The following is a 19,266-nucleotide window of genomic DNA, read 5'->3' as shown; positions in this document are numbered from 1 at the left end:
CGCGGACCGTCAGCCGCCGAGAGACATCCCGAAGTCGGCGCCCTTCGCGGGCTGGAGCGGCTGCGGCTCCTCCGCGTTGCGCCCCGCCACCAGGACCTTCCCGTACGGCGCGGCGTCGGGCTGGCCGATGTAGATCTTGTTGCCGCTGAAGGCCAGCGAATAGCCGAAGAGCTCACCCGTGGATGCGATCCGCCTGTCCTCGCCGCTGTCCTTGAGCGAGATCACCCGCACCTCGCCACCGTACGGCGCGCCGATGGCCAGCCTGCCATCGGGGGCCGCGGCCAGCGAGAAGCCGAACGCCTGCTTGCCGCCCTGCCGTACCGTCCTGGTCGGGGTGAGCTCGGTGTTGAGCAACTGCACGTAACCAGGGCCCGGCGCGCTCACCGCGAACCCCGAGCCTTCCACGTAGGCCACCGCGTAGCCGTACCTGTCGTAGGAGGCCCCGGTCGGCGAGTCCAGCTTCGTGCTGACGAGCTCACCCGCCAGCACGTCGTCGATCACGACCACCGAGCCCGAGTCGATCTTCCCGCTGCTGACCTGGCGCCCGGTGCCGTCGTCGTTCTCGTACGGCACGCCGACGATCAGGGAGTTGCCCGCGCCCATCGCCAGCGACCAGCCGAACTGGTCGCTCACCTCGCTGTTGCCGCGGACGGTCTCCGACTCCTGGCTGATCCGGCGCAGCTTCCCCTCGCCCTTGCGCACGTAGACGGCGCCCACGTCGGACAACTGCGCCTCGTCCTCGTAAGGGGCGCCGATCGCCACCAGGTCTCCCTTGGCGGCCACCGACCAGCCGAAGTGCGCGCCACGCTGAACCTCGGTCGAGACCAGCCGGACCGGAGGCGCGGCGCCGCCGCCGTAGACGAGGTAGGCGGCACCCGTGTCCTCGGAGCCCTGATCGTCGGTGAACGGGGCGCCGACGATCAGGTCGGCGCAGGCATCGGCGTCGACCCTCGCCAGCGTCACCGACCAGCCGAAGCCATCGCCCGGCTGCAGGCCGGGCACCGAGACGGACACGACCTTCTCGCCGGAGATCACATGGACGGCGCCCTTGTCGCCGTCGCCGAACGGGTCGCCGACGACCACGTCCTCGACGCCGTCACCGTCGAAGTCGGCGGGACCCGAGCAGGCGGCCGCCAACGCGGCGCCGCCGGGGACGAGCACCCCCGCGGCCAGCAGCAGGGCCAGGAATGTCGATCGGATCATCACAGCTTGACCTCGACTTGCTTGCCGTCCTTGAGGAGGGTCGCGGTGAGTTCGACGGGCCTGCGGTAGAGAGGCATGTCGAAGACGAAGACGCGGTCGATGCGAGCTCCCGGCACGATCGCGTCGGGCAACTGCAGCGGAGGCGGCTCGTGGCGGGCGCCCTTGTCGTCCAGCAGGGTCACGACCGGGCTGCCGATCACGTGCAGCGCGCCACCTGGGTTGATCATGGACCAGCGGATCACGCAGAGCTGGCCCTGGGTCTGCTGGATGTCCTGGTACTGCTTCAGGCCGCACTGCGGCGCCGTGGCGACGATCAGCTGCGGGTCGTCGAACGCGTTGCCGAGGGCGTACCTCCGGCCCACGTCGGTGGACGGCTGCGCGGAGGGGGCGGCGGCCGGCGACTGGGCCGGGCGTGGGGTGTTGCGGCTGGAGGTGACGATCAGCGTGCCCGCCGTGACGGCGATGGCCAGCACCGCCGCGGCCGCCGCGATCAGCCAGCGGGTGCCGCGCGCGCGCTGCTCCTGCGGCTCCAGGGTCTTCTGGGTCTCTTGCGGCGGGATCGTGAGCAGCGAGTCGGCGGACTGGCCTGCCGGCGGCTGGTCCTGCCCCGGTCGCACCTCCCAGCGGGCCAGCTCCTCCCTGGCCGCCTGCTCCTCCCGCCGGGCGGCGTCCGGCAGGGGCGGCTGGGTCGCGGCCTGCCGCACAGGGCGGGGCCCGGCGTCGCTCTGGTCCTGGCGGGGCGGGGCGTCCTGCTGTGCGGGCTGCGTGGACGGTAAAGACTGCGGGATCTGCTCCCGCAGGGTCGCTCCCTTGCCGCCAGTGGGAGGCTTGGCCATGGTGTCGCTAGGTGGCGGGGTGGCGAACGTGGCTGTGATGTCGGGTTCGTCCACCACGTTCTGCGGTGGTTCCCATTCGTTGAGCAGCTCGGTCGCCACGAGCGTGGGCGGGTCGGCGGCCGCGGGCGCCGGAGCGCTGCCTCCGACCAACGCGAGCAGCAGATCCTGGGCTGAGGGCCGGGGACCTGGCTCCATCGACGTCGCGAGGCGTACCAGCTCGTTGAGAGGTGCGGGCAGCGCGCCCAGATCGGGCGGGGTGTGCAGCACCCGTGTGGCCATCGTGATGGGGTCGCCGCGGCCGAAGGGGTGGCGGCCGTTGCCCGCGTAGGCGATCAGGCAGCCCCAGGCGAAGATGTCGGCCGCCGGGCTGACCGCCTGGCCGCGTACCTGCTCGGGAGCCCACCAGCCCGGGCTGCCGAGCAGTTCCCCGGAGAGCGTGAACCCGGTCTCCCGGTCGAGCGCCCTGGCGATGCCGAAGTCGATCACGCGCGGGCCCGAGAGGGAGAGGATGACGTTGGCCGGCTTGAGGTCGCGATGGACCAGCCCGGCCACGTGGATGGCGGCCAGCGCGGCCGCGACCCCCAGGGCGACGCCGTGCAGCGGCCCCGGATCCAAGGCACCATATTTCGCGATCTGGTCGGAAAGTGGGGTGCCCGCGATGTATTCGGTCACCATGTACGGCCGGCCGTCGCCGGTGTTGCCGTTGTCGAGCACCTGGGCGGTGCAGAACGACGCCACCCGGCGCGCGTTCTCGACCTCGGCGTGAAACCTGGCCGCGAACCCCTCCTGGTTGGCGAACTCGGCCTTCACCACCTTGACCGCGACGAATCGCCCCGTAGGCGCACGAGCCAGGAACACCGTGCCCATGCCGCCCTCGCCGAGCCGCCCGAGCAGCCGGTACGGGCCGATTTCTCGTAGGTCCGTCGGGCGAAGCGGCGCGGCGCCCGTTGGCTCCATGAGGGACGTCCCTTCCTTTTCCACGCCATCCTCCCCTGTGGTGCCCCCGTCCGCCATCGCAGGTTCTTCGATGCGGGAGACTGGTTGGATGATGAGGCTGTTGGGCCCTGCAGAAATACGTATTTTGGCGGACAAGCTAAATCTGCGTCCGACAAAAAAGCTGGGCCAGAACTTCGTGATCGACGGGGGAACCGTCCGGCGCATCGTAAGGGTTGCAGACCTCACGACGGAAGACGTGGTGATCGAGGTGGGACCGGGCCTCGGTTCGCTCACTCTCGCGCTCCTGCCGTCGGCTCGTCACGTGGTGGCCGTCGAGATCGACCCCGTCCTGGCCACCCAACTCCCCATCACGGTGGGCGAGCGCGGTCTCGGAGACAGGCTGACCGTCGTGGGCGCCGACGCGATGAAGATCGTGCCCGCCGATCTCGGCGAGCTCCAGCCCACGGCGCTGGTCGCCAACCTGCCGTACAACGTGGCGGTCCCGGTGCTGCTGCATCTGCTGGAGGTGCTGCCCTCGCTGCGTAAGGGCCTGATCATGGTGCAGACCGAGGTGGCCGACCGGCTCGCGGCCGGTCCCGGCTCCAAGGTGTACGGAGTGCCGTCGGTGAAGGCCGCCTGGTACGCCGACGTACGGCGTGCGGGGCCCGTGGGGCGGACCGTGTTCTGGCCGGTGCCCAACGTGGATTCCGGCCTGGTATCGCTGACGCGCCGCGATCCGCCTGTCACGAGCGCGTCGAGGCAGGAGGTGTTCGCGGTCATCGACGCCGCGTTCGCCCAGCGCCGCAAGACCCTGCGGGCCGCGCTGGCCTCCTGGGCCGGAAGCCCGGCACAGGCCGAGACGGCGTTGCGCGCGGCCGGGGTCGAACCCTCGGTTCGGGGCGAGCAACTGGACGTCGAGACGTTCGCCCGCATCGCCGAACACAAGCCGTAGTACGGCCTTGACCCCCGGGTCGTTTGCCCGCATCGCCGAACACAGGCCGCGGCCTTGACCCCGGGACATTCGCCCGCATTGCCGAACACAAGCCGTAGTGCGGCTACCGACATGCAGTCCTCCGACTTTCAGGCCAGGTTGAAGGCCGCGCGGAAGTGTGCAGGCCGGGGCGTCAGCGTGCACGGGTGCGCGCCGGTTATCCACAGCCGCGGTCGAACGCCTCGTCGCCTGTCCACAGAACCACGTTCGGGTCCACGGCCGGATGGGCCGGCAGATGATCCTGAGGCCTCCACTCCTCTTTCGCCACTGGAGGCCATCCATGAACACCCGCTTCTTCGCACGGAGTCGCTGCACGTGGCTCACGCTCGGCGGAGGGCTGCTCGCCGGGCTCACCGCGCTTCCGGGCCCGGCGGCGGCCGCCACCTCCCACCCTCTCGGCCAGCGGGCGGACACCGCGTGTCTAGGCATGATCACCTTGCCGGGCGCGTACGCCCGGCTACTCGACGGCTCTCGCATGCCGAGACCCGACCGGCAGGACCGCCGCCCACGGTCCCGCACCCGCACACCGCCTACGGCCGACGCCCTGCCGGTGTCCTTCGCCGTCCGACTCGAAGGCGAAGCCTCCGCCGATCCGCCCGTCCAGATCCTCCTGACCCTGCCTGCCGAAGCATGCGCTCGCCAGGGGCGAGTGGCTGAGACGCTTCTCCACGCAGGCGTCTCCCACATCAGCCCTGCCGCTCCACCGGCGGTGGCTGGAGCAGGGCCCACGATCAGGCCTGTGGCTCGTGAAGACTCACAACCGGCCAGTGCCTGGTTCGCCCCCAGGCCGCCTGCGGAGACCTCGCCCGGTGAGGTCGCATCGGAGGTCATCAGGCCTTGGCGCGTCGAGGGCAGGGATGTCAGGCCTTGGCTCGTCGGGATCGGCGGGTTCGAGCCTTGGGATGGTGAGTTCGGCGGGCGCAAGCTTCAGGAGGAGGAGCTTGACGGCATCGAGGTCCGGGATCGGGGACTCGTAGGAATCAAGGCTCGGGCTGGCGAGCCGACGGTCGGCGACTCACGTGGCGGCGCGGTGGAAACCCATAGAGCCCGCACCGGCAGGTCAGGGAACAGCAAGGCCGGAGGGATCCGCAAGGCCGGAGAGGGCAGCAAGCCCGGAAGTGGCGCCAGGGCCCGGGGAGGCAAGCCCGCACAGACAGGGGCCAGAGCCGGCAAGCCCGCAGGCACGGCGGTGACGTTCAAGGGTGGTGTCGCGGCGGTTGCGGCCCTCGACCAGGTGGGCACCCCTTTCTCATGGGGTGGTGGATCTTCCACGGGCCCCACCAAGGGCATAGGCAGAGGAGCATCCACGACCGGCTTCGACTGCAGTGGCCTGACCCTTTATGCCTGGTCGAAGGCGGGTGTGCGGCTCGCCCACTACACAGGCTCCCAGTTCCGCCAGGGCCGCCGGATCTCCCTCGACGACCTGCGCAAGGGCGACCTGGTCTTCTTCGGCGGCGGCTCAGGCGACCCGACGCACGTGGGTCTCTACCTGGGCGACGGCGTCATGGTCCACTCCCCGAAGACCGGTGACGTGGTCCGGAAGACCCGTTTCCTGGACTCGTCCTACTACCGCCCGATCTATCGCGGTGCCGTACGCCCGGGGTGAGAGCACACCGGCAGCCGGTTCCGGACACCAGGGGCTTACGGTCCGACGAGTCCTGAGTGTGGATGTGACGGCTCTGTAGGCGAATTCGGGAGCCGGAGATGTTCCCGTGCGGTGGTCAGCCGAGCCAGCGGCCGTCACGCATGAGGTCGCGTCCCCGCAGTTCGTTCGCCTCACGCCAGGCCTGGATGCGCCGTGGCCTGATCAGGAAGTACTGGTAGGGCGCGTCGAGCTCGCGCGGGTCGAAACCGGTCTTGGCCGCGAACGCGTCGCCTGTCTCGGGGGCGAGGTGGGCGAGCTGGGCGAGGTCCACCGGTTCGGCGGTGCCTTCCACGACGACGACATCGCGGGTCGGCCCAAGGCTGAGCCGCCCCCGGCCGTCCGCCAGCAGGTTGCGGCTCGTGACCGAGGCGAGCGGCGTCGCGATGAGGAACGCGCTCCCGTCCCAGAGGTACGAGAGCGGAATCAGGTGGACGCCTCCCGGGGAGCCGGACGTCGCGACCCAGAGATCGACGTCGCTCTCCAGTCTCGCGCGAGTGTCCCGCAGCCTCTCCTCAAGTCCACGCGGCGGCGCGCCCGTCATGCTTCCTCCAGTCACTTCGTGCAGAGCCCCTCCTACAGGAGATGGGCCCGCCGGTCATCAGTCGGTTCACCGGGAGCTGCGGACACCATGGTCGATCGCGGCGGGGCGCATCAGCCCGGCAGCCCCCGGAGGGTGTTTCGCGCAGTTCGGCACCCGGCAGCGCCCCAGTCCGTCGGCTGTCTCGTGCTCGGTGACCAGGCCAGGCAGCAGTGACACATCAGGGCGTGGGTGCCGGCAATGCGGCTTCCCATGCGAACCCGTCGGGGTCGGTGAACGGCCCGGCATCGCCACCGATCATGAGCCGGTGCGATCCGGTGCCGTCGGGAGAGACGCCGGCGTCCTTGGCAAGGGCGCGGCGCCTGTACAGCGCCAGCTTGACGGGACTCGACGCGGTGGCGAACTCGACGTACACGCGGCCGAAGCTCTTGGCCACGGCAAGGCCTCGGTCGGTGTAGAAGCGCTTGCTCGCGGTCACGTCCGCGACTCCCAGCAGGAGCACGATCTCGTCGATCTGCCGGGTGGCCGGGCCCGTATCCTTCTTCGCCGAGGTCGCCACCTTCCAGATCGTCCCGTCCGGGGCTTGTACGACGCCGCCGTAGCCCCAGAACGACTTGGTGACCGGCTTCAGCTGCGTGGCGCCGGCGTCGAGAGCGGCGTCGATGAGGCTGTTGACGGTGGCCGGCTGGGACGCCGTGAGCGACAGCGTGAACCCACGGAAGCCGGTTGTGGGGGCCTCCGAGGCCCGCAGGCGTATCTGCGTGTCCAAACCGAAGGCCGCGGTGTAGAAGCGGCCGGCGGCCGTGGGGTCGGCGACGTCGAGGGTGACGGATTCGATGGATGCCATGGTCATCACGCTATTTGCAGTTCGGCGACCGGCGCTTCTTGATTCCTGATGGGTCTTGTCACCTGTTTTGCCACACACGGCGGCATCCCCGCCGCAGCGCCCGTCGCACGGCGCCGGTAGGCGCTGGGCGGCATGCCGACCAGCTCGGTGAAGCGGGTGCTGAAGGTGCCCAGCGATGAGCAGCCGACCGCGAAGCAGACCTCGGTGACGTTGAGGTCACCACGACGCAGTAGCGTCATCGCGCGCTCGATGCGCCGCGTCATCAGGTAGCTGTAGGGCGACTCGCCATAGGCCAGCCGGAACTCGCGGCTGAGGTGCCCGGCCGACATGTGAGCGCCTCGGGCGAGCGCCTCGACGTCCAGCGGCTGCGCGTACTCCCGGTCGATCCGGTCGCGGACGCGACGCAGCCGCGCGAGGTCGCTCAGGCGCCGCGCCGTGGCTCGTGCGGGCCCCCATGAGGGGTGACACATGAGAGAACTCCTTCTCGTCGGGGGAACGTGAACGGCTCAGCGAAGCTCCTGGATGCGGACCAGGTTGCCCGCAGGGTCGCGGAAGGCGCAGTCGCGGATGCCGTACGGCTGCTCGGTCGGCTCCTGGACGACCTCGGCGTTGCCGGCCTGCACCTTCTCGAAAGTGCCGTCGAGGTCCCGGGTGGCCAGCAGGATCCAGCCGTAGGTGCCCTTGGCCATCATCTCGACGATGGTGCGGCGCTCGTCCTCGGTGATCCCAGGGTCGATGGCGGCCGGCGCCAGCAGGATGGACGTGTCGGGCTGGCCGACGGGGCCGACCGTGATCCAGCGCATCTTGCCCTGTCCGACGTCGTTGCGGACCTCGAAGCCGAGGGTGTCACGGTAGAAAGCCAGGGACGCGTCCGGGTCGTCATGCGGGAGGAAGCTCGTGTGAATGGTGATGTCCATGACGAACAGGCTAGGTGCGGCTCCGTGACCGGCGCTTCTCGATTCCTGACCGATCGGGCCAGTTGTCTTGCCGCACACGGTCGCGGTGTCACACGAAGGATTCCTTCGGTGCTCAGGGCGGCCGATCGGGCTCCCGGCGGGGTGGTTCGGAGCACATCACCCGGGAAGCCCGCGTGGCGGGGAAGCGGGCCCGTATAACATCGGGTGTCCTTGAGCCGGCGGCGATGGAATGGCAGAAGATCGATGAGTTCGGTGACCGTACGGGTGCCCGCGAAGGTCAACGTGCAGCTGTCCGTGGGGCCGCTGCGCGAGGACGGCTACCACGACCTGGTCAACGTGTTCCACGCCGTGTCCATCTTCGACGAGGTGGTGGCGAACGAGTCCGAGTCGATCACCGTGTCCGTGGTGGGCGAGTGGGCTGACCAGGTGCCGGTCGACGATGGCAACCTGGCTGTTCAGGCCGCTCGGGCCCTGGCCAAGCATGCCGGCCGCACCTACGGGGCGGATCTGGTGATCCACAAGGCGATCCCGGTGGCGGGCGGCATGGCCGGGGGGAGCGCCGACGCGGCCGGTGCGCTGATGGCGTGTAACGAGCTCTGGGGTCTTGGCCTGCCGTTCGAGGATCTCCTGGAGATCGCCGGCGACCTGGGGAGTGATGTGCCGTTCGCGCTGCTGGGCGGCACGGCGGTGGGCACCGGCCGGGGTGAGCAGCTCAGCGAACTGCCGACGGGTGGGGTCTTCCACTGGGCGTTCGCGGTGGCCGACGGGGGGCTGTCCACCCCTCGGGTCTACGCCGAGTGCGACGCCCTGCGCGCGGTGGCGGGGGGCGAGGTGCCGTGGCCGGAGGCGGACGAATCCCTGCTGGCAGCCCTCCGCACGGGTGATGCCCGCGCGCTGGGCGCGCGTCTCGCCAACGACCTGCAGCCGGCCGCTCTCGCCCTCCGCCCCGAGCTGGCCGACACCTTGGCGGCCGGTCGCGATGCGGGCGCGCTCGGCGCCCTCGTCTCCGGCTCCGGCCCGACCTGTGCCTTCCTCGCGGCAGACGAAGAGCACGCGCTGCGCCTCGCCGACGTGCTGGCCGAGTTGCCCGCCTGCCGCACCGCCCTGACGGCTCACGGTCCTGTCTCCGGCCCTCGCCCGGCGTAGCACATTCGGCCCTTCCGCCACGGCTTGGGCCTGCCTGGGGCTGGCGAGCGGCGTGTGCGGCTTGGGGCGTCCCTGGCCTGGGTCGCGGCGTGTATGGCCTGGGCCGTTGCCTGGGTCGCGGCGTGTATGGCCTGGGCCGTTGCCTGGGTCGCGACGTGACTGGCCTCGGCAGGCCGGGGCAACCTCAACCAGCGAGGTTCAGCTCAACCGGGCGTGCGCGTAGGCGAGCATGGCATCGCGCATGTACCCGGCCAGGCCCTCGGCGATCCGCTCGTAGTTCGGCCTGAACTGCTCGTCGTCGACCTGCATCTGAGCCAGGTGCGTGTACTCCGCCACGGTCGGCGTCCAGAATCGGGTCATGTGCCGGTAGTGAGCGTCGAGTTCGGCGAGAACCGCAGGGTCGTCGGTGGGGGTGTCGGCGGCCATGAACTCGGCCAGCCGGATCATTCCCGCCGTCGCATCCTGTCCCATGCGGTCGATCTCCTCCGGAGACAGGGTGTCCAGGAGCTCCTGCTGGCCGGACCGCTCCCAGTGCTCCGGCCACCGTTCGCGGGCCTCCGCGCCGTACCGCGCCCCGTCGAATCCCTCGAACAGATTCTCCGGCCTACTGATTTTGGACATGTCGCCCTTCTCTCTGCTCTCCTGGAGTTCGGTGATGGTGCGGGCCACCATGCGGGCCACCGCATCGAGCCGGTCGCGCTCCCTCAGCAGCCGCTGGTGGTGCTCGCGCAACGCCGCCACCGGGTCGGTGTGCCGATCGACGATCTCCTTGATCTCGGTGAGACCGAGGCCGAGCTCACGCAGCACCAGGATCTGCTGTAACCGCAGCAGCTGATCCTCTTCGTAGTGGCGATAGCCGTTGCCACCGACCCAAGCGGGTGTCAGCAGCCCGATCTCGTCATAGTGGCGCAGAGTCCTTGACGTCACTCCCGACATCCGCGCCACCTGTGCGATCGACCATGCCATCGCCTGCCCACCTGTTCCCCGCCCGTCACCGAGCCGGTTCTTTCCGGCTCGTCCACGACGCTAGATGTTGACGCGACGGCAAGGTCAAGCTGGAAATCAACCGATCAGGGGACGCGCGAACGGGGACCGGCCCGGTGCTGGTCACCGGGTCCTCGCCGAGGTCCGCCCCTGCCTGGCCTTGGCTGACCGCTGTTCGATAGCGAGCCGGGAAGGCGTAGGGAGCCGATACGCTGGAAGCGCGATGAATCTGGTCAATCTCGAGTCTGTCTCCCATGCCTACGGGCCCAAGCCGCTGCTCCATGACGTCTCCCTCGGCGTCGAGGCCGGAGAGCGGATCGGCGTCGTGGGCCGCAATGGCGGTGGCAAGACCACCCTGATGTCGCTGATCGCAGGGGATGTGAAGCCCGACAGCGGGAGGGTGACACACACGCGGGGCCTGCGGGTGGGGTTCCTGTCGCAACGCGACGACCTCGACCCCGACCGGACCGTGCGGGAGCTCGTGCTGGGAGGCAGGGCCGAGCACGAGTGGGCCGGCGACCAGGCTGTTCGCGAGCTTCTCAACAGCCTGATCGGCGATCTCGACCTCGACGCCCAGGCGAGCGAGCTGTCGGGCGGGGAGCGCCGGCGCACGGCGCTGGCCCGGCTGCTGATCGACGAGCACGACCTGATCATGCTGGACGAGCCCACCAACCACCTCGACATCGAGGCCATCGCCTGGCTGGCGGCGCACCTGGCCGCCAGGAAGAGCGCGCTGGTGGTCGTAACGCACGACCGCTGGTTCCTCGACGCCGTGTCCACCCGTACGTGGGAGGTGGTCGACGGGCGGGTCGAGCGCTATGAGGGCGGATATGCCGCTTACGTGCTGGCCAAGGCAGAGCGGGCGCGCATCGCCCAGGCGTCCGAGGAGCGCCGCCAGAACCTCATGCGCAAGGAGATCGCCTGGCTTCGGCGTGGCCCGCCCGCGCGTACGTCCAAGCCGAAGTTCCGCATCGAGGCCGCTCAGGCGCTGATCGCCAACGAGCCGCCGCCGCGTGAGAGCGTCGAGCTGGTGAAATTCGCCACGGCGCGGCTCGGCAGGACCGTCTACGACCTGGAGGACGTGACCCTCCACGCCGGTGGGCCGGGCAGCGGGCCGCTGGTGCTCGACCAGACCACCTGGCAGTTCGGGCCGGGCGATCGCATCGGGCTGATCGGCGTCAACGGCTCCGGCAAGTCGTCGGTGCTCCGGCTGCTCGCCGACACGGTCAAGCCCGACTCGGGGCGCGTGGTCAGGGGCAAGACCGTGCGGATGGCGCATCTGTCGCAGGAGCTGGCCGAGCTCGAGCCCACCCGGCGGGTGCTGGAGACGATCGAGGACGTACGCAAGTACATCCAGGTCGGCAAGAAGGAGTGGACCGCCTCTCAGCTGCTCGAACGCCTGGGCTTCAAGGGCGACGCGCAGTGGAAGGTGATCGGCGACCTGTCCGGCGGCGAGCGACGGCGGCTGCAACTGCTCCGGCTGCTCATGGACGACCCCAACGTTCTGCTGCTCGACGAGCCGACCAACGACCTCGACATCGAGACGCTCAACGAGCTCGAAGACCTGCTCGACGGCTGGCCGGGCACGCTGATCCTGGTCAGCCACGACCGCTACTTCCTGGAGCGGGTGACCGACCGCAGCGTCGCGCTGCTGGGCGACGGCAGGTTGTCGCTGCTGCCTGGCGGGGTCGACGAATACCTCCAGCGCCGGGCGGCGGGCGCCGCGCTCACGGCCCGGGTCGGTTCGGCCGCGCCCGCCGAGCGGGTGGCGGCCGAGGCTCCGGCTCAGCCGGCGGGGATGTCGGCCAAGGAGGAGCGGGAGCTGCGCAAGGAGCTCAACCGCCTCGAACGCCAGCTCGACCGGCTCAGCGACAAGGAGGCCCGGCTGCACGCCGCCATGGCCGAGGCGGCGAGCGACTACGCCCGGCTCGGCTCGCTGGACGCCGAGCTGCGCGACCTCCTCAGCCAGAAGGACAACATCGAGGCCGAGTGGCTGGAGGTCGCCGACAGCCTCGGCGACTGACGGCTACCAGACCGACCGGCACCGGCCTGACCGGCACCGGCCTGACCGGCACCGGCACGGGCCTGAGCAGGCGCGCGACAGGTCTCCACCCGACTCCGGGGAGCGGAGCGCGTACCTCTCAGGAGTCGAATGGTGTGAGGAGCGTGCGCAGGAGCGCGGCGAGGGTGCGCTGGTCGACGGCGCCCAGGCTGGAGAGCAGCTCCCGCTCCCACCGCAGCAGGTCGGAGAAGGCGGCGTCGACGCGCGCCTGCCCCGCCTCCGTCAGGGTGACCAGGACCCCGCGCCGATCCTCCGGGTCGGGCCGGCGGACGACGAGACCGGCCTGGGCGAGCCGGTCGATGCGGTTGGTCATCGTGCCCGACGTCACCAGGGTGGCGCGGAGCAGGCTGCCCGGACTCAGTTCGTACGGCTTGCCGGCCCGGCGCAGCGCGGTGAGCACGTCGAACTCCCAGGGCTCCAGGTCGTGCTCGGCGAACGCGGCCCGTCTGGCCCGGTCGAGGTGCCTGGCCAGACGTGACACGCGGGAGAGCACCTGGAGCGGCTCGACGTCGAGGTCGGGGCGTTCCTCCCGCCAGGCCCGGACGAGCCGGTCGACCTCGTCCTGCGGATCCTCGGTCATGACACGAGTGTACTGTCTTGACATCGAGATAACTATCTCGGTATCAATTATCTCTATGTCGAGAGATATCTGGGATCCAACGACGTATGCCAGGTTCGCCGACGAGCGGTCGCGGCCGTTCCACGATCTGATCGCCAGAGTGGGAGCGGACCATCCCGATTATGTCGTGGACGCGGGCTGCGGCACCGGCGAACTCACGGTGGAATTGGCCCGGCGCTGGCCGGAGGCGACCGTGGCGGGCTTCGACTCCTCGCCGGCGATGATCAGGACGGCGAGGGAGCTGGAGGCGAAGCCGAGGTTCGAGGTCGCGGACGTGACCACGTGGCATCCCGACCGGCCGGTGGACGTGATCGTCGCCAACGCCGTGCTCCAGTGGGTGCCCACGCACCGTGACGTGATCGAGCGCTGGGTGGAGGCGCTGAGCCCCGGAGGCTGGCTGGCCTTCCAGGTGCCGGGCAACTTCGACGCTCCCAGTCACCGCGTCATCCGCGAGCTGTGCGCCTCGCCTGCCTGGTCCGACCGGCTCGGCGACCTCGATCGCGACAGCCCCGTGGACGACCCGGTCGGCTACCTCGACCTTCTGTACGGCCTCGGCTGCCGGCCCGACACCTGGGAGACGACCTACACGCACGTGCTGCGGGGAGAGAACGCGGTGCTCGACTGGGTCTCGGGCACCGCCCTGCGGCCCGTCTTCGACCGGCTGGACCCGGCCGAGCGGGACAGGTTCGCCGCCGAGCTGGCCGGGCCGCTGCGCGAGGCCTATCCGGGCAGCGAGTACGGCACGCCGTTCCCGTTCCGGCGGGTCTTCGCGGTGGCCCAGAAATGATCACGGCACCGCCGGGTGCACGTCTCGACGCCCGTCGCCAACAGAATCCCGTCGCCAAGGGAATCCTGTCGTCAACAGAATCCCGCCGGTGACTCAATCCCGCCGGTAACAGAATCCCGTCGGCAACGGAAACGAACTGCTCCAGCCGATGTGATTGCCCAGCTCCAGTGGCATGATTGTCCCGAAAACGGACCTTTTGCGAGGTGCTGTGGGCATCGAGATCGAGGACAAGTTCGACGTTCCGCCCGACTACGAGATTCCGGATCTGAGCGGGCTGGCCGAGGTCGCCGGCCCGAAGGGCTACCGGCTGGTGGCGCTCTACTACGACACCCCGGATCTCCGCCTGGCGGCGCGAGGCGTCACGCTCAGGCGCAGGCGCGGCGGCGACGACGCTGGATGGCACCTGAAGCTGCCCAAGGCCAAGGGCGCCCGCCAGGAGATCACCCGGCCGCTGACCCCGAGCACGAAGGTGGTGCCGCCGGAGCTCGCGGAGCTGGTGCGGGCCTACACGCGCGGCGCGGAGCTGCGGGCGGTCGCCGAGCTCGACACCCGCAGGAGCGTCACCCTGCTGAGCGACGGCGACACCCGGCTGATCGAGGTCGCCGACGACCAGGTCAAGGGCACCGTGTTCGGCGAGGAGCGCAGAATCGTCCGATGGCGCGAGGTGGAGGCCGAGATCCTCGACGGCGACCGCGCCCTGCTGGCCAAGGTCGGCAAGCGCCTCAGGAAGGCGGGCGCCGCCCCGTCCGGCGCGGCCAGCAAGCTCGCCAAGCTCCTCGACCGCCCCCCTTCGCCCGTGGCGGACACCGAGCCGGGCAGCGCGGGCCGGGTCGTCGTCGACTACCTCGCGAGCCAGGTCGCCGCCCTCCTCTCCCAGGACCCCCACGTACGGCGGGCCGAAGAGGACGCCGTGCACCAGATGCGGGTCGCCTCCCGCAGGCTGCGCAGCTCGCTGAAGGCGTTCAAGGCGATCGTGACCGACACCCGCGACGTCCAGGAGGAGCTCCGGTGGCTGGGCGCGGTGCTCGGCGAGGCCCGGGACCTGGAGGTGATCAGGGCCAGGTTCGCCGGCCTGCTGGACCGGCTGCCGCCCGAGCTGGTCACCGGCCCGGTCCGGATCAGGCTCGGCGACGACCTGCTCACCCGTGAGCACGAGGCGTACGTGCGGATCAGGGACACCCTGAGCGGCGCCCGCTACTACACCCTGCTGGACCGGCTCGACACGCTGGTGACCGAGCCGCGGCTGGCCAAGGCCGCGGCGAAGCCGGCCCGGAAGACGCTCACGAACGTGGCGTTCGCCGGCTGGGATCGGGTGACGAAGGCGTACGACACCGCCCAGGGAGTCGAGGATCCGGCGCAGCGGGAGATCGCGCTGCACGACGTGCGCAAGGCGGCCAAACGAGCCCGTTACACCGCGGAGGCGCTCGAACCCACCCTCGGTCACCAGATGGGCGAGCTGGCCGAGCCGGCCGAGGCCGTACAGGAGGTGCTGGGCGCGCACCGGGACGGCCTGGTCGCGCAGGAGACGCTCGCCGAGGAGGCGGAACGCGCCCGCCAGGCCGGGGAGGACACCTTCACCTACGGGCTGCTGATCGGCCTCGAACGCGCCGCCGCCGAGCGGGCTGACACGCGGTTCCCCAAAGTGTGGGCGCGGACCGTCAAAGCTGTTAGGAAGGTGATATGAGTGACATTCCTATCGTGCCTTTCGCCCGCAGCGACCCGCTGAGCGTCCCCGCGGCCTACCGCGAGCTGCGGGAGCGGGAGGGCATCGCCAAGGTCCGCACCCCGATGGGCGACGAGGTCTGGCTGGTCAGCGGCTACGAGAACACGCGCGCCCTGTTCGCCGACGGTCGGCTGAACCGCTCCCACCCCGAGCCCGGGAGCGCGGCCCGCGTCTCCGCCTCGGCACTGATCGGCGGCCCGCAGGGCGACGCCGCGACCGAGAAGGCCGAGCACGACCGGATGCGCAGGCTGTTCGTGCCGTCGTTCTCGGCCCGCCGCATGAAGGCTCTCCGAGAACACGTCGGCACCCTGGTCGACGAGCGGCTCGACCATCTGGCGAAGCTGACACCGCCCGCCGACCTGCACGCCGAGCTCTCCTTCCCCATTCCCGTGCTGGTGATCTGCGAGCTGCTCGGTGTTCCCTTCGAGGACCGCGACTACTTCAGCGGCGTCTCGGCCCGCATGGGCGACGCCACGGACGAGGCCCGCGGCCTGGCCGCCCGCGAGGAGATGGGCGTCTACATGGCCGATCTCATCGAGCGCAAGCGGCACACCCCGGGGGAGGACGTCCTGTCCGACCTGGCCGGTGAGCTGGACGACGACGGGAAGATCGCGCAGTTGGCCGGCGGGCTGCTGTTCGCCGGGCACGAGACGACGGTCAACCGCATCGACTACGGCGTGCTGCTGCTGGAGGCCAACCCCGACCAGCTCGCGCTGCTCACAGCCGACCCGGGGCTGGCGGCCGCCGCCGTGGAGGAGATCCTCCGGCTGGCCGCGCCGAGCCTGCACGGACTGCCGCGGTACGCGCACGACGACATCGAGGTGGGCGGGGTCACGATCCGCAAGGGCGAGGCCGTGCTGCTCATGACCAGCACGGCGAACAGGGACGAGCGCGTCTTCGCCGAGCCCGACGCCTTCGACCTGCTCAGGCCGCTGAGCGAACCGCATCTCAGCTTCGGCTGGGGGCCGAGGTTCTGCATCGGGGCGAGCCTGGCGAGGGTCGAGCTGGAGGCCGTGTTCGGCAGGCTCTACCAGCGCTTCCCCGACCTGCGCGTGGCCGTGCCGGTGCCGGAGCTGCGGCGCTCGGAGGGGCGCATCACGGAGGGGTTCGCGGAGCTGCCCGTCACGTGGCGTGCTGCTCCACGCTGATCACCCGCTCGCCGAACCGGTGCACCACGGCGAACCCGCCCTTACGCAGCCGCCGCTCCTCGCCGGTCAGCGCGCGGATCAGGCCGGGCAGCACCTTGCGGTGGCTGCACACGGCCGCCGGCCCGCGGAGGGACCGCACCAGCGCGGGCGTCTTGCCCGGATCCTGGCTCTCCTCGCCGAGCAGCGGCTCCAGACCGATCTTCGTGCCGTACGGCTCCAGCGTCTGGACGCATCGCAGGCTCGGCGAGCTGAGCAGCGTCTCGGGCCGGTAGGCGGGCAGCACCGTGGCCAGGGTCGCCGCCTGGGCCCGGCCGCCGGGGTCGAGCGGCCGGAGCGCGTCGTCGCCGTCCCGCTCCTGCCGGGCGCCCGCGCTCGCGTGCCGTACGAGGACGAGGGGGACGGTGTCGAGCGGCGCGGCCGAGAGGGCGCGCAGCAGACCCGTGTCCCACTCGTAGCTGAGCAGCGCGCCGGCCTCGTCGGCCGGCAGCCAGCGCAGCTCGTCCACCTCGTCGCCCGGGACGAAGTCGTCCTGCGCCAGCACGCGGCCCACCCAGTAGTCGACCCGTTTCGTCCGGCCCTGGCGCAGGTAGTGGGCAGGCGGCAGGGCGCGGCCGAGCGTCACGGTCAGGCCCGTCTCCTCGCGCACCTCGCGCAGCGCGGCGGCGATCACGTGCTCGCCGGCCAGCGGCTTGCCCTTGGGGAAGGTCCAGTCGTCGTAGCGCGGCCGGTGGATGACGGCCACCTCCGGGTGGCTCTCGTCGCCTCGCCACACCACGGCTCCCGCGGCCCGTAGCGGATCAGTCGTCAACGGTCCTCCAGCGGTGGGTGCCGATGAGGTGACTCTGCAGGTCCTCGCCCTGGTGGCGGACCCACGTGCCGTCGGCGTTCAGCCACCAGGTGTTCGTGGTGTCGGCCATGGCCAGGTCCATCAGCTTGATCAGGTACGCCTTGTGCCGCTGGGAGGTCACCTTGACCAGGGCCTCCACACGGCGGTCGAGGTTGCGGCGCATGAGGTCGGCGCTGCCGATCCACACCTCCGGCCGCCTGCCCAGGCCGAACTCGTAGATGCGGGAGTGCTCCAGGAAACGCCCCAGGACCGACCTGACCCGGATGTTCTCCGAGAGGCCGGGGACTCCGGGGCGCAGGATGCAGACGCCGCGTACCCACAGGTCCACGGGTACGCCGGCGCTGGACGCGCGGTAGAGCGCGTCGATGATCGGCTCGTCCACCAGCGAGTTGGTCTTGATCCTGATCCGGGCGGGGCGACCGGCCCGCTGGTGCGCGATCTCCCGCTCGATCCGGGCCAGCAGCCCGGCGCGCAGCGAGTGCGGCGCGACCAGCAGCCGGCGATAGGCCGAGTGGTTGGAGTAGCCGGTCAGGTGGATGAACAGGTCGGTGACGTCCTCGCCGACCAGCGGATCGGCGGTGAGCAGGCCGAAGTCCTCGTACTGCCGGGCGGTCTTGGGGTTGTAGTTGCCGGTGCCGATGTGGCAGTAGCGGCGCAGCTCGCCGGAGGGCTCCTGGCGGACCACCAGGGCCAGCTTGCAGTGCGTCTTCAGGCCGACCACGCCGTAGACCACATGGCACCCGGCGCGCTCCAGCTTGCGGGCCCAGGTGATGTTCGCGTGCTCGTCGAAGCGGGCCTTGATCTCCACGACGACCACCACCTGCTTGCCCGCCTCGGCCGCGTCGATCAGGGCGTCGACGATCGGCGACTCGCCGCTGGTCCGGTAGAGGGTCTGCTTGATCGCCAGCACCCTGGGGTCGGCGGCGGCCGCCTCGATGAACTTCTGCACGCTGGTCGAGAACGAGTCGTACGGGTGGTGGACGAGCACGTCGCGCTCGCGCAGCAGGCCGAACAGGTCCTCGTCGGCGCCCACCGCCTCGGCGGGCACGAAGGGCCGGTAGCCGAGCTCGCCGCGTTCGAGGTCCGCGATGGCGTGCAGGCCGGTCAGGTCGAGCGGGCCGGCGATGCGGTAGATCTCGTACGGCGCGACGCCGAGCTCCTCCACCAGGAGGTCCAGCACCTCGGTGGAGATCGTGTCCTCGACCTCCAGCCGGACCGGCGGGCCGAAGCGCCGCCTGAGCAGCTCCTTCTCCAGGGCCTGCATGAGGTTCTCGGTGACGTCCTCGTCGACGTCGAGGTCCTCGTTCCTGGTCACGCGGAAGACGTGGTGCTGCACGATCTCCATGCCCTTGAAGAGCTGCCCGAGATGCGCCGCGATGACGTCCTCCAGCGGGACGAACCGGTCCTTCGACACGTGGACGAACCGGGGCAGCTGCGAGGGCACCTTCACCCGCGCGAACACCGTCTGGTCGTTGGCCGGGTTCCGCACGATGACGGCCAGGTTGAGGCTGAGTCCGGAAATATACGGAAACGGGTGGGCGGGGTCGACGGCGAGCGGCGTCAGGACCGGCCGGACCCGCTCCCTGAACAGCTTGCGCAGCTCGGTGCGCTCCTCGCGGCCCAGGTCGTCCCACCTGACGATCGCGATGCCCTCGGCGGCGAGCTGGGGGGAGATCTGCTCGTGGAAGGCGGCCGTGTGCCGCCTGGCCAGCTCGTCGGCGATCGTCGCGATCCGCGTCAGTTCCTCGCGCGGTTTGAGCCCGCTCTTGGTCCGCAGCAGCAGACCGGTCGCCATGCGGCGTTTGAGCCCCGCGACCCGGACCCGGAAGAACTCGTCCAGGTTGCTCGCGAAGATGGCCAGGAACCGCACCCGTTCCAGGAGTGGGACGGAGGGATCTTCGGCCAGTTCGAGCACGCGCTCGTTGAACTGCAGCCAACTCTCCTCGCGGTTGAGGAACCTCTCCTGAGGCAGCGTCGGCTCGCCGTCCGGATGGAGCATTTCGACGGACATATCCGAAATATGCCCCGTCAGATTGA

17 protein-coding genes are annotated in these 19,266 nt (G+C 70.4%); 7 read left to right on the top strand and 10 right to left on the bottom strand.

The genetic code is table 11. The annotated features are described in order from the left end of the window. Positions 1–9 precede the first annotated feature (9 nt). Together AB0I38_RS09930 and AB0I38_RS09925 are read right to left on the bottom strand one after the other, a co-directional pair. Positions 10–1,203 carry a hypothetical protein gene (locus AB0I38_RS09930; RefSeq protein ID WP_358464897.1) on the bottom strand — a complete coding sequence of 398 codons (1,194 nt, stop codon included), beginning with the start codon at positions 1,201–1,203 and terminating at the stop codon, positions 10–12. After that, positions 1,203–2,996 (bottom strand): serine/threonine protein kinase, encoded by a 1,794-nt coding sequence (locus tag AB0I38_RS09925; protein WP_358464895.1) that lies wholly within the window; start codon positions 2,994–2,996, stop codon positions 1,203–1,205. The genes AB0I38_RS09930 and AB0I38_RS09925 overlap by 1 nt, the downstream gene beginning before the upstream one ends. A gap of 70 nt (positions 2,997–3,066) precedes the next feature. Between AB0I38_RS09925 and rsmA the strand changes: the two genes are divergently transcribed. Both rsmA and AB0I38_RS09915 read left to right on the top strand, forming a co-directional pair. After that, on the top strand, positions 3,067–3,927 hold the full coding sequence (gene rsmA / locus AB0I38_RS09920) for a 16S rRNA (adenine(1518)-N(6)/adenine(1519)-N(6))-dimethyltransferase RsmA (RefSeq protein ID WP_358464892.1): 861 nt from the start codon (positions 3,067–3,069) through the stop codon (positions 3,925–3,927). Positions 3,928–4,996: 1,069 nt separating this feature from the next. After that, positions 4,997–5,572 (top strand): C40 family peptidase, encoded by a 576-nt coding sequence (locus AB0I38_RS09915; protein WP_358464889.1) that lies wholly within the window; start codon positions 4,997–4,999, stop codon positions 5,570–5,572. 115 nt (positions 5,573–5,687) lie between these two features. Here the strand turns inward: AB0I38_RS09915 and AB0I38_RS09910 are convergent, their stop codons facing one another. The 4 genes from AB0I38_RS09910 to AB0I38_RS09895 form a co-directional block, all read right to left on the bottom strand. Beyond that, complete coding sequence (locus AB0I38_RS09910; RefSeq protein WP_358464886.1) at positions 5,688–6,152, bottom strand: pyridoxamine 5'-phosphate oxidase family protein; 465 nt, start codon at positions 6,150–6,152, stop codon at positions 5,688–5,690. A gap of 217 nt (positions 6,153–6,369) precedes the next feature. Continuing rightward, on the bottom strand, positions 6,370–7,002 hold the full coding sequence (locus AB0I38_RS09905; RefSeq protein WP_436838730.1) for a glyoxalase: 633 nt from the start codon (positions 7,000–7,002) through the stop codon (positions 6,370–6,372). Then, a complete protein-coding gene (locus AB0I38_RS09900) occupies positions 7,002–7,466 on the bottom strand; it encodes a helix-turn-helix transcriptional regulator (RefSeq protein WP_358464880.1) in 465 nt (154 codons plus the stop codon). The genes AB0I38_RS09905 and AB0I38_RS09900 overlap by 1 nt, the downstream gene beginning before the upstream one ends. Before the next feature lie 36 nt (positions 7,467–7,502). Beyond that, positions 7,503–7,913 carry a VOC family protein gene (locus AB0I38_RS09895; RefSeq protein ID WP_358464877.1) on the bottom strand — a complete coding sequence of 137 codons (411 nt, stop codon included), beginning with the start codon at positions 7,911–7,913 and terminating at the stop codon, positions 7,503–7,505. A 243-nt stretch (positions 7,914–8,156) separates the two neighbouring features. Here AB0I38_RS09895 and AB0I38_RS09890 point away from each other — a divergent pair, with 243 nt between their 5' ends. Beyond that, complete coding sequence (locus AB0I38_RS09890) at positions 8,157–9,059, top strand: 4-(cytidine 5'-diphospho)-2-C-methyl-D-erythritol kinase (protein WP_358464875.1); 903 nt, start codon at positions 8,157–8,159, stop codon at positions 9,057–9,059. Positions 9,060–9,257: 198 nt separating this feature from the next. On the opposite strand, the gene AB0I38_RS09885 is transcribed toward AB0I38_RS09890, so the two are convergent. Next, positions 9,258–10,025: a MerR family transcriptional regulator gene (locus AB0I38_RS09885; RefSeq protein ID WP_358464872.1), complete on the bottom strand. Its 768-nt coding sequence runs from the start codon at positions 10,023–10,025 to the stop codon at positions 9,258–9,260. A 241-nt stretch (positions 10,026–10,266) separates the two neighbouring features. Here AB0I38_RS09885 and AB0I38_RS09880 point away from each other — a divergent pair, with 241 nt between their 5' ends. Further along, the gene (locus tag AB0I38_RS09880; RefSeq protein WP_358464869.1) at positions 10,267–12,066 is read left to right on the top strand and encodes an ABC-F family ATP-binding cassette domain-containing protein; all 1,800 of its coding nucleotides are present in this window, start codon (positions 10,267–10,269) and stop codon (positions 12,064–12,066) included. 118 nt (positions 12,067–12,184) lie between these two features. On the opposite strand, the gene AB0I38_RS09875 is transcribed toward AB0I38_RS09880, so the two are convergent. Then, a complete protein-coding gene (locus AB0I38_RS09875) occupies positions 12,185–12,685 on the bottom strand; it encodes a MarR family winged helix-turn-helix transcriptional regulator (RefSeq protein WP_358464866.1) in 501 nt (166 codons plus the stop codon). 55 nt (positions 12,686–12,740) lie between these two features. Between AB0I38_RS09875 and AB0I38_RS09870 the strand changes: the two genes are divergently transcribed. The 3 genes from AB0I38_RS09870 to AB0I38_RS09860 all read left to right on the top strand — a co-directional run bounded on the left by AB0I38_RS09870 (position 12,741) and on the right by AB0I38_RS09860 (position 16,382). Beyond that, positions 12,741–13,511: a trans-aconitate 2-methyltransferase gene (locus AB0I38_RS09870; protein WP_358464863.1), complete on the top strand. Its 771-nt coding sequence runs from the start codon at positions 12,741–12,743 to the stop codon at positions 13,509–13,511. Between the two features lie 208 nt (positions 13,512–13,719). After that, positions 13,720–15,195 (top strand): CYTH and CHAD domain-containing protein, encoded by a 1,476-nt coding sequence (locus tag AB0I38_RS09865; RefSeq protein WP_358464860.1) that lies wholly within the window; start codon positions 13,720–13,722, stop codon positions 15,193–15,195. Continuing rightward, positions 15,192–16,382: a cytochrome P450 gene (locus tag AB0I38_RS09860; RefSeq protein WP_358464857.1), complete on the top strand. Its 1,191-nt coding sequence runs from the start codon at positions 15,192–15,194 to the stop codon at positions 16,380–16,382. Before AB0I38_RS09865 ends, AB0I38_RS09860 begins: the two co-directional genes overlap by 4 nt. On the opposite strand, the gene AB0I38_RS09855 is transcribed toward AB0I38_RS09860, so the two are convergent. Together AB0I38_RS09855 and AB0I38_RS09850 are read right to left on the bottom strand one after the other, a co-directional pair. Then, a complete protein-coding gene (locus AB0I38_RS09855; RefSeq protein ID WP_358464854.1) occupies positions 16,357–17,190 on the bottom strand; it encodes an NUDIX hydrolase in 834 nt (277 codons plus the stop codon). The two genes, AB0I38_RS09860 and AB0I38_RS09855, sit on opposite strands and share 26 nt — an antisense overlap. Continuing rightward, positions 17,180–19,240, bottom strand: coding sequence for an RNA degradosome polyphosphate kinase (locus AB0I38_RS09850; protein ID WP_358464851.1), 2,061 nt, complete (start codon positions 19,238–19,240; stop codon positions 17,180–17,182). The genes AB0I38_RS09855 and AB0I38_RS09850 overlap by 11 nt, the downstream gene beginning before the upstream one ends. Between the last annotated feature and the right edge of the window lie 26 nt (positions 19,241–19,266).

The sequence above is a fragment of the Nonomuraea cavernae genome (genome assembly GCF_040655715.1).
Taxonomy (GTDB): Bacteria; Actinomycetota; Actinomycetes; order Streptosporangiales; family Streptosporangiaceae; genus Nonomuraea; species Nonomuraea cavernae_A.
The sequence above is the reverse complement of the archived record's forward strand: the minus strand, read 5'-3'. Positions and strand labels throughout refer to the sequence as shown.